At 34.8% G+C, this 14,915-nt stretch carries 19 protein-coding genes and 1 pseudogene; 19 read left to right on the forward strand and 1 reads right to left on the reverse strand.

Annotation, left to right across the window (positions count from 1 at the left end; all coding sequences use genetic code 11):
- Positions 1–11 precede the first annotated feature (11 nt).
- A complete protein-coding gene (locus OF897_RS10390; protein ID WP_267265620.1) occupies positions 12–617 on the forward strand; it encodes a YigZ family protein in 606 nt (201 codons plus the stop codon).
- A gap of 1 nt (position 618) precedes the next feature.
- On the opposite strand, the gene OF897_RS10395 is transcribed toward OF897_RS10390, so the two are convergent.
- Complete coding sequence (locus OF897_RS10395; RefSeq protein ID WP_267265621.1) at positions 619–1,326, reverse strand: zinc metallopeptidase; 708 nt, start codon at positions 1,324–1,326, stop codon at positions 619–621.
- Positions 1,327–1,430: 104 nt separating this feature from the next.
- On the opposite strand from OF897_RS10395, the gene OF897_RS10400 reads away from it, so the two are divergent.
- The 18 genes and pseudogenes from OF897_RS10400 (at position 1,431) to nuoK (ending at position 14,914) form a co-directional block, all read left to right on the forward strand.
- Positions 1,431–2,555: a GTP cyclohydrolase gene (locus OF897_RS10400; protein WP_267265622.1), complete on the forward strand. Its 1,125-nt coding sequence runs from the start codon at positions 1,431–1,433 to the stop codon at positions 2,553–2,555.
- A 1-nt stretch (position 2,556) separates the two neighbouring features.
- A complete protein-coding gene (locus OF897_RS10405) occupies positions 2,557–2,733 on the forward strand; it encodes a hypothetical protein (RefSeq protein ID WP_267265623.1) in 177 nt (58 codons plus the stop codon).
- A 243-nt stretch (positions 2,734–2,976) separates the two neighbouring features.
- On the forward strand, positions 2,977–3,861 hold the full coding sequence (locus tag OF897_RS21680) for a T9SS type A sorting domain-containing protein (RefSeq protein ID WP_407648303.1): 885 nt from the start codon (positions 2,977–2,979) through the stop codon (positions 3,859–3,861).
- A pseudogene (locus tag OF897_RS10415) lies at positions 3,862–4,071 on the forward strand (GTP cyclohydrolase); the annotation flags it as partial.
- Between the two features lies 1 nt (position 4,072).
- Positions 4,073–4,249, forward strand: coding sequence for a hypothetical protein (locus OF897_RS10420; protein ID WP_267265623.1), 177 nt, complete (start codon positions 4,073–4,075; stop codon positions 4,247–4,249).
- Between the two features lie 67 nt (positions 4,250–4,316).
- The gene (locus tag OF897_RS10425; RefSeq protein ID WP_267265624.1) at positions 4,317–5,378 is read left to right on the forward strand and encodes a T9SS type A sorting domain-containing protein; all 1,062 of its coding nucleotides are present in this window, start codon (positions 4,317–4,319) and stop codon (positions 5,376–5,378) included.
- 115 nt (positions 5,379–5,493) lie between these two features.
- Positions 5,494–5,865 (forward strand): NADH-quinone oxidoreductase subunit A, encoded by a 372-nt coding sequence (locus OF897_RS10430; protein WP_047482647.1) that lies wholly within the window; start codon positions 5,494–5,496, stop codon positions 5,863–5,865.
- A 102-nt stretch (positions 5,866–5,967) separates the two neighbouring features.
- Entirely contained in the window at positions 5,968–6,528 is a 561-nt protein-coding gene (locus OF897_RS10435; RefSeq protein WP_267265625.1) for an NADH-quinone oxidoreductase subunit B, read from the forward strand.
- 6 nt (positions 6,529–6,534) lie between these two features.
- Positions 6,535–7,029 carry an NADH-quinone oxidoreductase subunit C gene (locus OF897_RS10440; protein ID WP_267265626.1) on the forward strand — a complete coding sequence of 165 codons (495 nt, stop codon included), beginning with the start codon at positions 6,535–6,537 and terminating at the stop codon, positions 7,027–7,029.
- A 67-nt stretch (positions 7,030–7,096) separates the two neighbouring features.
- Positions 7,097–8,320 (forward strand): NADH dehydrogenase (quinone) subunit D, encoded by a 1,224-nt coding sequence (gene nuoD / locus OF897_RS10445; RefSeq protein ID WP_267265627.1) that lies wholly within the window; start codon positions 7,097–7,099, stop codon positions 8,318–8,320.
- A 139-nt stretch (positions 8,321–8,459) separates the two neighbouring features.
- A complete protein-coding gene (locus tag OF897_RS10450; RefSeq protein WP_267265628.1) occupies positions 8,460–8,969 on the forward strand; it encodes an NADH-quinone oxidoreductase subunit NuoE family protein in 510 nt (169 codons plus the stop codon).
- 77 nt (positions 8,970–9,046) lie between these two features.
- Positions 9,047–10,402, forward strand: coding sequence for an NADH-quinone oxidoreductase subunit NuoF (nuoF, locus tag OF897_RS10455; RefSeq protein ID WP_102979322.1), 1,356 nt, complete (start codon positions 9,047–9,049; stop codon positions 10,400–10,402).
- 14 nt (positions 10,403–10,416) lie between these two features.
- On the forward strand, positions 10,417–11,247 hold the full coding sequence (locus OF897_RS10460) for a hypothetical protein (protein ID WP_267265629.1): 831 nt from the start codon (positions 10,417–10,419) through the stop codon (positions 11,245–11,247).
- 47 nt (positions 11,248–11,294) lie between these two features.
- Positions 11,295–12,293, forward strand: a complete 999-nt coding sequence (locus OF897_RS10465; RefSeq protein WP_267265630.1) for a 2Fe-2S iron-sulfur cluster-binding protein — start codon at positions 11,295–11,297, stop codon at positions 12,291–12,293.
- Positions 12,294–12,383: 90 nt separating this feature from the next.
- The gene (gene nuoH, locus OF897_RS10470; RefSeq protein WP_267265631.1) at positions 12,384–13,448 is read left to right on the forward strand and encodes an NADH-quinone oxidoreductase subunit NuoH; all 1,065 of its coding nucleotides are present in this window, start codon (positions 12,384–12,386) and stop codon (positions 13,446–13,448) included.
- 77 nt (positions 13,449–13,525) lie between these two features.
- Entirely contained in the window at positions 13,526–14,083 is a 558-nt protein-coding gene (locus tag OF897_RS10475) for a NuoI/complex I 23 kDa subunit family protein (RefSeq protein WP_076452809.1), read from the forward strand.
- Positions 14,083–14,580 carry an NADH-quinone oxidoreductase subunit J family protein gene (locus OF897_RS10480; protein ID WP_267265632.1) on the forward strand — a complete coding sequence of 166 codons (498 nt, stop codon included), beginning with the start codon at positions 14,083–14,085 and terminating at the stop codon, positions 14,578–14,580. The genes OF897_RS10475 and OF897_RS10480 overlap by 1 nt, the downstream gene beginning before the upstream one ends.
- Before the next feature lie 4 nt (positions 14,581–14,584).
- The gene (nuoK, locus tag OF897_RS10485) at positions 14,585–14,914 is read left to right on the forward strand and encodes an NADH-quinone oxidoreductase subunit NuoK (RefSeq protein ID WP_047482656.1); all 330 of its coding nucleotides are present in this window, start codon (positions 14,585–14,587) and stop codon (positions 14,912–14,914) included.
- Position 14,915: the final 1 nt, after the last annotated feature.

Here is a 14,915-nt window from a genome sequence, read left to right on the forward strand (position 1 = left end):
GTTAAAAAAAAATGCTGCACGAATATAAAACCATAGAAAAGCCAATCGAAAACACTTTGCTTAAAGAGAAAGGAAGTAAGTTCATCGGTTTTGCTTTTCCGGTGAATAATGAAAAGGAACTCAAGAACGCTTTAGATAAAATCAGAACCGAGCATCCGAAAGCAACGCATCATTGTTACGCTTTCAGAATGGGCTTAAATGGTGAAAATTACCGTGCAAATGACGACGGAGAACCTTCCGGAAGTGCAGGTTTGCCAATTTACAACCAACTTTTAGCCAATGAAATTACGAATGTTTTGGTAATAAGCGTTCGTTATTATGGCGGAACAAAACTGGGTGTTTCAGGTTTGGTAAAAGCTTATAAAGAATCTGCAAAACTGACTTTAGAGGAAGCTAATATTATTACCAAAGAATTGGAAACAGAGATTGAAATTCAGTTTCAGTTTAACCAGCAAAATATCATTTTCACTTTGCTCTCAAAGTTTGATGCAAAAGTTTTGAATTTTGATGCGAACGAAAATTGTATCCTTACCGCTGCACTAAAAACTGCACAAAAAGAAAACATCTCAGAAAAACTATCTGAGATGCAAAATATTTCTTTCAATTTTCAAGACTAAATTATCTTCGACTTCCCATTAATAAAGAAGCCCAGTATAAGAGTTGAGCCAAAGATCCGATTGCAGCAACGAGATAAGTTCTTGCAGCCCATTTCAAACTATCCTGTACTCCAACAAATTCTTCAGCAGTTACAGTTCCTGTATCTTTCAGCCATTTCATTGCACGATTACTTGCATCATATTCTACCGGTAAAGTTATAAAAGCAAAAAGCGTAGTTAACGCAAACATAATTACGCCAATTAATAAAATCAATGTATTTCCGTTTGGATTTTCAATAGATCTTGTCGCATACATCACCCCGATGCCTGCAATAATCACAAACTGCATTAAATTTGAACTTATGTTGACAACTGGAACCAATTTCGATCTCAGTTGTAACATTGAATATCCGACAGCATGTTGAACAGCGTGACCACATTCGTGAGCAGCAACTGCGGCAGCTGCAGCATTTCTTTGCATATACACACCTTCTGAAAGATTTACTGTTTTATCTGCAGGATTATAGTGATCTGTTAATTGGCCGGGAACTGAAATAACCTGTACATCGTGAATATTGTTGTCTCTCAACATTTTTTCGGCAACTTCTTTACCAGACATTCCGTTGCTGAGATGTAGATTGGAATAGTACTCGAATTTAGATTTTAATCTTGAGGAAACGAGCCAGCTTATCAGCATCGAAATCCCAATAATAAGATAATAACCTGTCATTTTATTTATAATTTAGATATAATAATTCTATAATATGCTGTAAAAATTGTGCCAAAGTTTACGCTTAAATTAATTATATTTGTGGTTCTATTTACCCGAAAACTATGTCTAAAGTTTCCATTTTTGAAGTAAAAACTCCCGAAGATTTAAAGCAATTTGTGAAGTTCCCGATGGACTTGTACAAAAACAATCCTTATTACGTTCCTTCTTTTATCAAAGATGAATTAAATGTCTGGAATCCGAAAGAAAATCCTGCATTAAGTTATTCGGAAGCGAAACAGTTTTTAGCTAAAAAAGAAGGTAAAATAGTGGGCAGAATTGCTGTTATTATCAATCATAAGGAAGAAAAAGAACTCGACATCAAAAAAGTACGTTTCGGGTGGATTGATTTTATAGATGATAGAGAAGTTTCAAAAGCTTTGATTGACACTGTGATTGATTATGCTAAATCAAATAAGATCGACAAAATTGAAGGACCAATGGGTTTCACCAATCTTGACAAAGCAGGAATGCTGACTTTTGGTTTCGAAAAAATTGCAACCATGATTGGAATTTATAATCATGAATACTATCATCAGCATATTGAAGATTTAGGCCTTGTAAAAGAAAAAGAATGGGTAGAATTTGAGATGAATTTCCCAAAAGTACTGCCTCCGAAAGTTGAAAAATTCAGTTCGCTTATTGCTGAAAAATACAATTTACGAGTTTTAAATTTCCAAAACAAAGAAGAGATTTTACCTTATGTAAAGCCTATGTTTAAATTGCTTGATGAAACTTACAAACATCTTTCAACCTACACTCCTATTTCTGAAGAACAAATTAAAACCTACAAAGAAAAATTCTTCCCGATGATTGCAAAAAATTATGTAATCTGTGTGGTTGATGAGCATGATGAGTTGGTTTCTTTTGCTGTAACAATGCCTTCTTATTCTAAGGCTTTACAAAAATCAAAAGGAAAACTTTTTCCATTTGGATGGTGGCATTTCATGCAGGCTCAAAAGAAAAATGACCGTGCAAATTTCTACCTTATCGGAATTCATCCTGAATATCAAAGACGTGGTGTGACTGCTATTATTTTCAAGGAAATTTTCGTACGTTTCAACAATATGGGAATCGATTTCGCAGAAACTAATCCCGAATTGGAAGAAAACAAAAGTGTACAGGTTTTATGGCAAGACTACAACCCTACCAATCACAAAAGAAGAAGAACCTATTCTTTAAAATTCTAATATGAAAATACACCTTATTATTTTCGCTATTTTAATTGCAGGTTTTGCTGTTTACAATTTCTTTTTTGCTTTAGAAGATGACAGAATGAATACTTTAATAAACATTGTTTATGCAAGTGTACTTTTTGGTTATATTTCTTTTATGGCGTTTACAGTGTTAAAAAAAATGAAAAATTAATATAAACCAATTAATATTAATCATATTTTTGTGAATAAATATCAGAAATTTTTGAGCCACATTGATATGAAAGAAATTTTAAAATTAACCCTTATTAGCTTATTATTTAGTTCAATACACATTTACTGTCAGGAATTTTATGTGAATACCATCGCAGGTCCTCCTTCGACCAATCAAGTATATAAATTTAATATTAGTAATTCTATCGAAGTATCTCAAAACGTCTGCATTCCATCTGCTAGTATGAATTCTTTTACAGATATTGCTATTGACAGCTCTAACAATATATATTACATATCAAACGCTGGTCTATTATACAAAGAAAGTACTACAACTTCCAATTATTGTACTTATCTGGGTGATTTTTCTACAAATCAAGGAGTAACGTATGGTTCTAACTCACTTACAGCTGATTCCGGGAATTTTTTATACGCTTTGGCCGGGAGTAATATGTTGGTCAGATATGACACTAACACAGGTGTTTTCTCTAATTTAGGAACAATACCTAATTCACAAACTGCAGGAGGAGATCTTTTCTTCTATAAAAACAGACTTTTTCTCCTTACTACAACTGGAATACTTGAAATTAATATGGCCAACCCTGCACAAAGTTGCCCTTTCATGGACATAAACTTACCCCAATTATATGCCGGTTTTTCCATCAATTATGGAACACATTCAAAGGCTTATATTTTGAGCAATAGCTTAAATTCCTCTTTTCAAGTAATTTCGACACTTTATGAAGTTGATATGATTAATAAGCAACTAGGAAACGCCATAAGAATCTACAATCACAGTATTTATGGCGCAGCTGCATCTTATAATTTAACTTCCACAAACTCTAGTTGTATACCCATTCTCAGCACGGAGGAAAACAATTTTAACAATGATTATTTAAATGTAATTAATCCCGCAAAAAGTAAAATTATTTGTCAGACAAATTTAAAGAGAAGTGAAATAATTTCAATTCGGCTATATGATAATTTAGGAAGGTTGATAAAAGATTTCTCAAACCACAAAAATATTGAGAGTTTAGACATTTTAGGAATTCCATCAGGTAACTATTTATTAACCCTCAGTACCAAAAACGGAAAGACATACACAAAAAAAATAATTATCGAAAGCTAATTTTTATTAATCGGAATTCACCCTGAATATCAAAGACGTGGTGTGACTGCGATTATTTTCAAAGAAATTTTCGTACGTTTCAATAATATGGGAATCAATTTCGCAGAAACCAATCCTGAATTGGAAGAAAACAAAAGCGTGCAGGTTCTATGGCAAGACTACAACCCTACCAATCATAAAACAAGAAGAACCTATTCTTTAAAATTCTAATATGAAAATACACCTTATTATTTTCGCTATTTTAATTGCAGGTTTTGCTGTTTACAATTTCTTTTTTGCTTTAGAAGATGACAGAATGAATACTTTAATAAACATTGTTTATGCAAGTGTACTTTTTGGTTATATTTCTTTTATGGCATTTACAGTGTTAAAAAAAATGAAAAATTAATATAATCCAATTGATTTTAATCATATTTTTGTGAATAAATAATTAGAAATTTTTGAGCCACATTGATATGAAAGAAATTTTAAAATCAACCCTTATTAGCTTATTATTTAATTCAACACACATTTACTGTCAGGAATTTTATGTGAATACCATCGCAGGTTCTCCTTCAACCAATCAAGTATATAAATTTAATATTAGTAATTCTACTGAAGTATCTCAAAACGTCTGCACTCCAACTGCTAATATGGATTCTTATACAGATATTGCTATTGACAGCTCTAACAATATATATTACATATCACAAGTTGGTCTATTATACAAAGAAAGTACTGCAATTTCCAATTGTACTTATCTGGGTCATTTTTCTACAAATCCAGGAGTAGAATATGGCATTATAAACTCACTTACAGCTGATTCCGGGAATTTTTTATACGCTTTGGGCGGGAATAATATATTGTTCAGATATGACATTAACACAGGTGTTTTCTCTAATTTAGGAACAATACCTAATTCACAAACTGCAGGAGGAGATCTTTTCTTCTATGAAAACAGACTTTTTCTCCTAACTACAACTGGAATACTTGAAATTAATATGGCCAACCCTTCACAAAGCTGCCCTTTCATGGATATATACTTACCCAAATTATATGCCGGCTTTTCTATTAATTATGGGACGCATTCAAAGGCTTATATTTTGAGCAATAGTATAAATTCATCTTTTCAATATATTTCGACACTTTATGAAGTTGACATGGTTAATAAACAACTAGGAAACGCCATAAGAACCTATAATCACAATATTTATGGCGCAGCTGCATCTTATAATTTAACTTCCACAAACTCTAGTTGTATACCTATTCTCAGCACCGAGGAAAACAATTTTGACAATGATTATTTAAATGTAATTAATCCCGCAAAAAGTAAAATTATTTGTCAGACAAATTTAAAGAGAAGTGAAATAATTTCAATTCGGCTATATGATAATTTAGGAAGGTTGATAAAAGATTTCTCAAACCACAAAAATATTGAGAGTTTAGACATTTTAGGAATTCCATCAGGTAACTATTTATTAACCCTCAGTACCAAAAACGGAAAGACATACACAAAAAAAATAATTATCAATCACTAATTTTTATTGATTCTAAATTACCACTTTTCCCTATTTTAAAGAGACTTTTAAGTTGATTAATTTCACCCTTTATTCTTTATTGTCTAAATTTGCAACTTGAGATAATAATGTAAAAATGAATTTACCTGAAAGTTATATTCCGATTCTTATCCAAGCTGGTGTTGCAGTAGGTTTTGTTGCCATTTCTTTGCTTGGAGCTCATTTTTTAGGTCCAAAACAGAAAAAAGGAAATTCTGTAAAAAACCAAAGTTGGGAATGTGGTGTACCTGTTGAAGGGAACGCGAGAACACCATTCTCAATTAAATATTTCTTAACTGCAGTACTTTTTGTACTCTTCGATATCGAAATCGTATTTTTTTATCCCTACGCTGTAAACTTCAGAGAATTTGGTCTTGAAGGCTTCTTTGCTGTACTTACATTCGTTGCAATTTTCTTCCTTGCATTTTTCTATGTTTGGAAACGTGGCGCATTAGACTGGGATAAATAAATCAATCATAATTTTAAATAAGAAATTTAGATTAATACAATTACATCAAAGTTAACATTAACAGCGATTTAGAATCTAAATTAAAATCTTAAAATCAAAAAAATGTCAGATCAAAAACCAATTATAAGAACAGATGCACCAGCTCCGGAAGGATTTGAAGGAGAAGGATTTTTCGCAACGAAATTGAGCAGTGTAATCGGGATGGCGAGAAAGTTTTCACTTTGGCCACTTCCATTCGCTACTTCTTGTTGTGGTATCGAGTTCATGGCTACCCTAAACCCTACGTACGATGCATCAAGATTTGGTATGGAAAGAAACTCTTTCTCGCCAAGACAAGCAGATATGTTGATGGTTTGTGGAACTATTTCTAAAAAATTAGGTCCTGTTTTAAAAGAAGTTTATACGCAAATGGCAGAACCAAAATGGGTTGTTGCTGTTGGAGCTTGTGCTTCGAGCGGTGGTATTTTTGATACGTACTCAGTTTTGCAGGGAATAGACAAAATTATTCCTGTAGACGTTTATGTTCCTGGATGTCCTCCAAGACCGGAACAAATTATTGAAGGCGTAATGCAGGTTCAGGCTTTGGCAGAAAGCGAAAGCATCAGAAGAAGAGATATGCCTGAATATCAGCATTTATTAGATTCTTACAACATCGACAACTAAGGAAAAATGACGAACGAATTTGTACTAGAAGCTATAACTAGAGAGTTTCCAGAATCTGTAATTTCCAATTCAGAGCCTTATGGAATGCTGACTGTTGAAATTAAAAAAGATGATATCAAAAAAGTAATTCATTATCTGAAAGATTCATCATTGGAAATTAATTTCCTTACGGATGTTTGTGGAATCCATTACCCTGAATTTCCAGAGAAGGAAATTGGCGTTGTTTATCACTTACAGAACATGATGACCAACTTCAGATTGCGTTTGAAGATTTTCATGTCAAGAGAAAATATCGAGGTAGATTCTTTGACGGAATTATATGCGGGAGCCAACTGGATGGAAAGAGAAACTTTTGATTTCTTTGGAATTAAATTTAAAGGTCACCCAGATTTAAGACCAATTCTGAATATGGAAGATCTTGGTTATCATCCAATGTTGAAAGAATATCGTCTGGAAGATGGAACAAGAACAGACAAAGACGACGCAATGTTCGGAAGATAAAAATATAAATGATTAATGATGATTGATGAATGATCAATTATCGCTTATCAATTATCAATTATATATTATGAAAGACAACTCATTATCTAATATACTTAACCAGCACAATAGTAACGAACAAATCGACGGGCAATTATACACCCTGAATTTGGGACCTACTCACCCTGCAACGCACGGAATCTTCCAAAACGTTCTTACGATGGACGGTGAGAGAATACTTCATGCAGAGCAAACCGTGGGTTATATCCACAGAGCATTCGAAAAAATTTCTGAAAGAAGAAATTATGCTCAAATCACTACGCTTACTGACCGTATGAACTATTGTTCAGCTCCGATTAACAACATAGGATGGCATATGACCGTAGAAAAGCTGATTGGAGTAAAAGTTCCGAAACGTGTAGATTATATGCGTGTTATACTAATGGAATTGGCAAGAATTGGTGATCACCTGATTTGTAATGGAGTAACCGGAATGGATGCAGGTGCAATTACAGGTCTTACTTATATGTTCATCGAAAGAGAACGTATTTATGATATGTACGAGCAGATTTGTGGAGCTAGAATGACGACAAATATGGGAAGAATAGGAGGTTTTGAAAGAGATTTCACACCAAAATTCCATGAGTTGTTGAAAGATTTCCTTAAAACATTCCCAGCGAGATTCCAGGAATTCTGTAATCTGTTAGAGAGAAACAGAATCTTTATGGACAGAACCATCGGTGCAGGAGCAATTTCAGCAGAAAGAGCTTTAAGCTATGGTTTTACAGGTCCTAATTTACGTGCAACAGGAGTAGATTATGATGTAAGAGTTGCTGAGCCTTATTGTTCCTATGAAGATTTCGATTTCATCATTCCGGTAGGAACTTCAGGCGATACTTACGACCGTTTTATGGTTCGTCAGCAAGAAGTTTGGGAATCCATTAAAATCATCAAACAGGCTTATGAAAATCTTCCTGAAGGACCTTTCCATGCGGATGTTCCAGATTTTTATCTTCCTGAAAAAGCTGATGTTTACAAAAAAATGGAAGCTTTAATTTACCATTTCAAAATTGTAATGGGGGAAACAGATGTTCCTAAAGGAGAAGTTTATCATGCAGTAGAAGGTGGAAACGGAGAATTAGGTTTCTACTTAGTAAGTGATGGAGGAAGAAGCCCTTACAGACTTCACTTCAGAAGACCATGTTTTATCTACTATCAAGCATATCCTGAGATGATTACAGGTTCTGTAATTTCAGATGCGATTGTAACGATGTGTAGTATGAACGTAATTGCGGGAGAATTAGACGCATAAAAGAAATTATAGATTTTGGATTATAAATTTTTAAATTAATCTAAACTCTTTAAATATAAATTAATATCAAAATTGATAGGATTTTTAGAACCAAGATTTTCATCTAAAATCTAAAATCTAAAATCTAAAATCTTTAAATATGAGCGAAACAATAGCTTTTAAACCGGAAAGTTTACAGCAGGTACACAAAATCATGGCAAGATATCCTGAAGGAAGACAAAAGTCTGCCCTTCTTCCTGTGCTTCACATTGCGCAGAAAGAATTTGGAGGATGGCTTGATGTCCCTGTGATGGATTATGTTGCTGAATTATTGAGTATTAAACCAATTGAAGTATATGAAGTTGCTACTTTTTATACCATGTTTAATATGAAACCGGTGGGTAAATATGTTTTGGAAGTTTGCAGAACCGGACCTTGTATGGTTTGTGGAAGCGAAAAAATTCTTGATCATATCAGAACTAAACTAAATATAAAAGACGGACAAACTACCGAAGATGGTATGTTTACTTTAAAACCTGCTGAGTGTCTTGGAGCTTGCGGATACGCACCCATGATGCAGTTAGGAAAGTTCTTTCACGAAAATTTAACGATAGAAAAAGTTGACGAAATTCTTGATCTTTGCAGAGAAGGACAGGTTGATTTGGGCTAAATAAATTTTAAACTAATTAAAAAAGGCGCAAAGCAAATAGCCAAAAGCTAGGAGCCACTCGCTAAAAGCATATAAAAATGAGTAAAAAACTTTTACTTAAAGACGCACACGTAGAAGGAATACGCTACTTCGAAACTTACCGCAAACAAGGAGGTTACGGAGCAGCAGAAAAGGCCTTTAAAATGACACCAGAAGAAATCCTTGAAGAAGTAAAAGTTTCAGGTCTTCGTGGTCGTGGTGGTGCAGGTTTCCCAACAGGGATGAAGTGGAGCTTTCTGGCAAAACCGGAAGGCGTACCAAGACACTTGGTAGTGAATGCGGATGAATCTGAACCGGGAACTTTCAAAGACAGATATTTGATGGAATTCATTCCTCATCTTTTGATCGAGGGAATGTTGATTTCATCTTTTGTTTTAGGTTCAAACGTTTCTTATATCTATATCCGTGGAGAATATTCATGGATTCCTGATATTTTAGAAGAAGCGATTGAAGAAGCTAAAGCTGCAGGATTTTTAGGTAAAAACATTTTAGGAACTGGTTTCGATTGTGAAATTTATGTTCAAAGAGGTGGTGGAGCTTATATCTGTGGTGAAGAAACTGCTTTGCTTGAATCTCTTGAAGGAAAAAGAGGAAACCCAAGATTGAAACCACCTTTCCCTGCTGTAAAAGGACTTTGGGAAAGACCAACGGTTGTAAATAACGTTGAATCTATCGCAGCAATTGTTCCGATCATCGATATTACCGGTGCAGAATATGCAAAAATCGGTGTTGGTAGATCGACTGGTACAAAATTGATTTCTGCTTGCGGAAATATCAATAAGCCCGGAGTTTACGAGATCGATATGACCATTACAGTTGAAGAATTTATTTATTCTGATGAATATTGTGGTGGAATTCCAAACGGTAAAAAGTTGAAAGCTTGTATTCCTGGAGGAAGTTCAGTTCCGATTGTTCCGGCAAATTTATTATTGAAAACGGTAAACGGTGAACCAAGATATATGAATTATGAATCTCTTGCTGACGGTGGTTTTGCTACCGGAACTATGATGGGTTCAGGTGGATTTATCGTTTTGGATGAAGACCAGTGTATCGTAGAACATACCATGACTTTGGCGAGATTTTATAATCACGAAAGTTGCGGACAATGTACTCCTTGCCGTGAAGGAACGGGATGGATGTACAAAATTTTGAAAAAAATTGAGAAAGGAGAAGGAAAAATGGAAGACATCGATTTGCTTTGGGATATCCAGAGAAAAATCGAAGGAAACACTATTTGTCCTTTAGGTGATGCGGCAGCTTGGCCTGTTGCAGCAGCGATCCGTCATTTCAGAGATGAATTCGAATGGCATATTAAAAACCCTGAATTGTGTTTAACACAAAACTATGGTTTAGCTCATTATGCAGATCCTATTCCGGCTGCAGCAAGTAATTAATAGAGATTGAAATTTTGAAGAAGTTTATTGCTGTAGGCCTTTTGTTGTCGAATTTTGTTTTTGGACAGGCTACTACGGAAAAAAAAGAAGTTAATCCCTTCAAAAAAGGATCTGTAATGATATTCTGGGGTTGGAATAATGCAAAATATTCAAAATCAGATATTCACTTTAAAGGGGATGGCTATGATTTTCAGCTTGATAAAGTTGTAGCTCATGACAGACAGACAAAATTCGACTGGGGAACGTATTTTAACCCTGGAAGTATTACCATTCCACAGGTAAATTATAGAATTACCTATTTCCCGAAAGATAATTTCGGAATTACCATCGGAATGGATCACATGAAATATGTGATGGATCAGGATCAGGTTGTAGATTTCAAAGGACACATTAGTGATCCGAAATATGCAGGAATGGTTAATAATGGTAAAGTAGACTTAAGTGGAAACGATTTTTTAACGTTCGAGCACACTGACGGTCTTAATTATATCAACATTGGAGCACAGAAATATCACAATGTTTTAGACAAAAAAAATATTGATGTTTTTGTAAGTTACGGAGCAGGTTTAGGCGCATTATTGCCGAAATCTAATGTTCAGTTGATGGGAAATGAAAGAAGCGACAGATTCCATCTTGCAGGTTTTGGCTTGGATGCAAGAGCTGCAGTAAGTGTTGTTGCCCTAAGACACATTGTTCTTCAGGCAGAAGGAAAATTGGGTTATATTAATATGCCCGACATAAAAACTACACTGAACAACAAACCTGACAAAGCTTCACAGGATTTTGTGTACGCGCAGTTCAATTTCGGAATCGGCTACACATTTAATACAAAAAAGTATAATTAATATAGAGCTTAAAAGCTTTTTAACAGCATAAGCGAAAAGCATAGAATATGAGCGAAGAGGTTAAAAAATTCAAAATAACGATAGACGGACAAACTGCTGAAGTTTTGCCCGGGACTTCTATTTTGGAAGCTGCAAGACAAATCGGTGGAAAATCTGTTCCTCCAGCAATGTGTTACTACAGCAAATTGGAAACCAGCGGTGGAAGATGTAGAACATGTTTGGTAGAAGTTTCAAAAGGTTCAGAAGCAGATCCGCGTCCTATGCCAAAGTTGGTAGCAAGCTGCAGAACCAATGTAATGGACGGAATGGAAGTGAAAAACCTTTCTTCTGAAAAAGCTCAGGAAGGTAGAAAAGCGGTTACTGAATTCTTGTTGGTAAATCACCCATTAGATTGCCCGGTTTGTGATCAGGCAGGTGAATGTCACCTTCAGGATCTAGGTTACGAGCACGGAAATCTTGAAACCAGAACTGAATTTGAAAGAAATACGTACGAAGCAGATGATTTAGGTCCACATATCAAATTGAATATGAACCGTTGTATCTTGTGTGCAAGATGCGTTTTGGCGGCAAATCAATTGACAGGTGAACGTGAGCACGGAATTCTTTTCAGAGGAGATCATGCTGAAATTTCTACTTATTTAAATAAAGCTTTAGATAATGACTTCATCGGAAACGTAATTGACGTTTGTCCGGTTGGAGCATTAACAGACAGAACAGCTCGTTTTACAAGCAGAGTTTGGTTTACAAAACCAATGAACGGTTCTTGCAAATGTGATAAGTGTTCTGGAAAAGCAACAGTTTACTTGAAAGGTGACGAAGTTGTAAGAGTAACTGCTAGAAAAGATCAGTGGGGAGAAGTTGAAGAATTTATCTGTGATACTTGTCGTTTCGAAAGAAAATCTCTTTCAGAATGGAACATTGAAGGACCAAGACACATCGACAGACATTCGGTTATTTCATTAAACCATTATGAGAAACCTAAAGACGAATTGAGAGTTTTAGACAATCCGATGGCTAAAGAAATCAGCGAAAAAGACGAAAAATAATTAATAAGATTTCAGATTTCAGACATTAGATAACAGACTTTTGTAATTCTAATTTCTAAGTTCTAATTTCTAACATCTATAAAAATAAAAATGGATTTAATTACATTTAAATTAATACTTGTACTTGCACTTTTCCTGCTTTCATTAACGATTGCAGCCTACTCAACCTGGGCAGAAAGAAAAGTTGCAGCCATTATGCAGGACAGAATTGGGCCAAACAGATCAGGGCCTTTCGGTTTGCTACAGCCTCTTGCGGATGGTGGTAAATTTTTCTTTAAAGAAGACTTTACTCCTGCCAATGCAGAAAAGTTTCTTTTCGTATTGGGACCCGCATTGGTGATGTTTATTTCATTAATTACCGGAGCAGTTATTCCTTGGGGTAAAACTTTGAACTTGGGAGGAATTTCTTATGATTTGCAGGTTGCTAACATTGATGTTGGTGTACTTTTCATTATCGGAATGGCTTCTATCGGAGTTTACGGAATTATGATCGGAGGTTGGGCTTCAAACAACAAGTATTCATTATTAGGTGCAATCCGTGCTTCTTCGCAGATGATCTCTTACGAATTGGCGATGGGTCTTGCATTACTTTCTATCATTATGATGACAGGAAGTTTAGATTTAAAAGTAATTACTGAAAATCAGACTGAAGGAAAACTTTGGGGAATTATCCCTATCGGTTCTGGGATGAACTGGAATATTTTTTACCAACCATTGGCATTCTTAATTTTCTTTGTTGCAGCTTTAGCAGAAACCAATCGTCACCCTTTTGATTTACCTGAATGTGAATCTGAACTGGTAACAGGTTATACAACTGAATATTCTTCAATGAAGTTAGGTTTATACATGTTCGGTGAATACGTGAATATGTTTATTTCTAATGCTTTCATGGTGGTGCTTTTCTTCGGAGGTTATAATTATCCGGGAATTGAATGGGTAACTGATAATTGGGGAGAAAATACAGCAGGCATATTGAGTATCATAGCATTTTTAACTAAAACGGTAATCGGAATCTTGATCTTTATGTGGATCAGATGGACATTACCAAGATTCAGATATGACCAGTTAATGCACTTAGGATGGAAAACTTTAATTCCTATGGCATTGGTAAACTTAATGATTACAGGAGCTGTGATTTTAGCTTTTGGAAATTAAAAAAATTGAATATAAATGAAGATAACAGACAAGATTGGTCTAAAATCTAATGTCTAACATCTAATATCTATAAAAGAATGAAACTTACAAACAGATCAAAAGTTGTTTCAAATAAAGAGATGACCTTTTCTGAGAAAATCTACTTACCGGCGATTTTCAAAGGAATGGGGATTACTTTTAAACATGCTGTGAGAACCGTTGTAAAACGTGCTCCCAATGTTTATTCTTATCCGGAAGTACAAAAGCCTAGAGCCGATATCTGGAGAGGTCAACATGTTTTGAAAAGAGATGAAGAAGGCAGAGAAAGATGTACAGCTTGTGGATTGTGCGCAGTAGCATGTCCTGCAGAAGCGATTACAATGACGGCTTCTGAAAGAACAAGAGAAGAAAAAGATCTTTACAGAGAAGAAAAATATGCATCGGTATATGAAATCAATATGCTAAGATGTATTTTTTGCGGTATGTGTGAAGAGGCTTGTCCGAAATCTGCAATTTATCTTACAGACAGATTGGTTGATGTTGAGACCAACAGAGGATCTTTCATTTACGGTAAAGATAAATTAGTTGAAAAAATAAACGAAAGGATTGATATCACAGAAAGACAATCCGAGAAACAAAAAAATGCGGTAAAATAATGGATCAGTTTTTATTTTTCTTGGTGGCGTTTTTAGCAGTGGCAAGTGCGGTTTACTTCGTATTTGCAAAAAATCCTTTATATGCTATTTTGTCATTAATTGTTACAATGTTTTCGATTGCGGGAATGTACGTTCTTCTGAATGCACAGTTTCTTGCCATCATCCAGATTATTGTTTACGCCGGAGCCATCATGGTTTTATTCCTTTATATTTTAATGATGCTTAATCTTAATAAAGAAGACGAAAGTAAGAAGAACAATACTTTAAAGTTTGTTGGAGTTTTTACAGCAGGTCTTCTTTTAATTGGAGTTTTAGGTGTTTTCAGAGGAGTACAGGATAACCATGTAGTTGTTGAAAACGTAGACAGAGGTGTAGGTCTTACAAAAAATCTGGGAAGACTTTTATTTAATGAATATGTTTTGCCGTTTGAGCTTGCTTCCATCCTGATTTTGGCAGGTATTGTAGGTGCGGTATTAATCGGTAAAAAAGATTTATAAAATTATGGGAGAAGTAAATACATTTATGCAAAGCATCCCTCTGGAATATTTCATTACTCTTTGTTCAGTTTTATTCTGTCTTGGAGTTTTGGGAGTATTGCTCAGAAAAAATGCGATTGTAATTTTAGGTTGTGTAGAGCTTATGCTTAATTCTGTAAACCTTTTATTGGCTGCATTTGCGGCGTACAACGGGAACAGCGACGGACAGCTTTTGGTATTTTTCATCATGGTAGTTGCAGCAGCCGAAGTAGCGGTTGGTTTGGCAATTATTGCGATGTTATATAGAAACACCCGTTCTGTAGATGTAGGTATATTTAATAAATTAAAAGGATAAG

The sequence above is a fragment of the Chryseobacterium formosum genome (assembly GCF_026460885.1).
Classification (GTDB): Bacteria; Bacteroidota; Bacteroidia; order Flavobacteriales; family Weeksellaceae; genus Chryseobacterium; species Chryseobacterium formosus.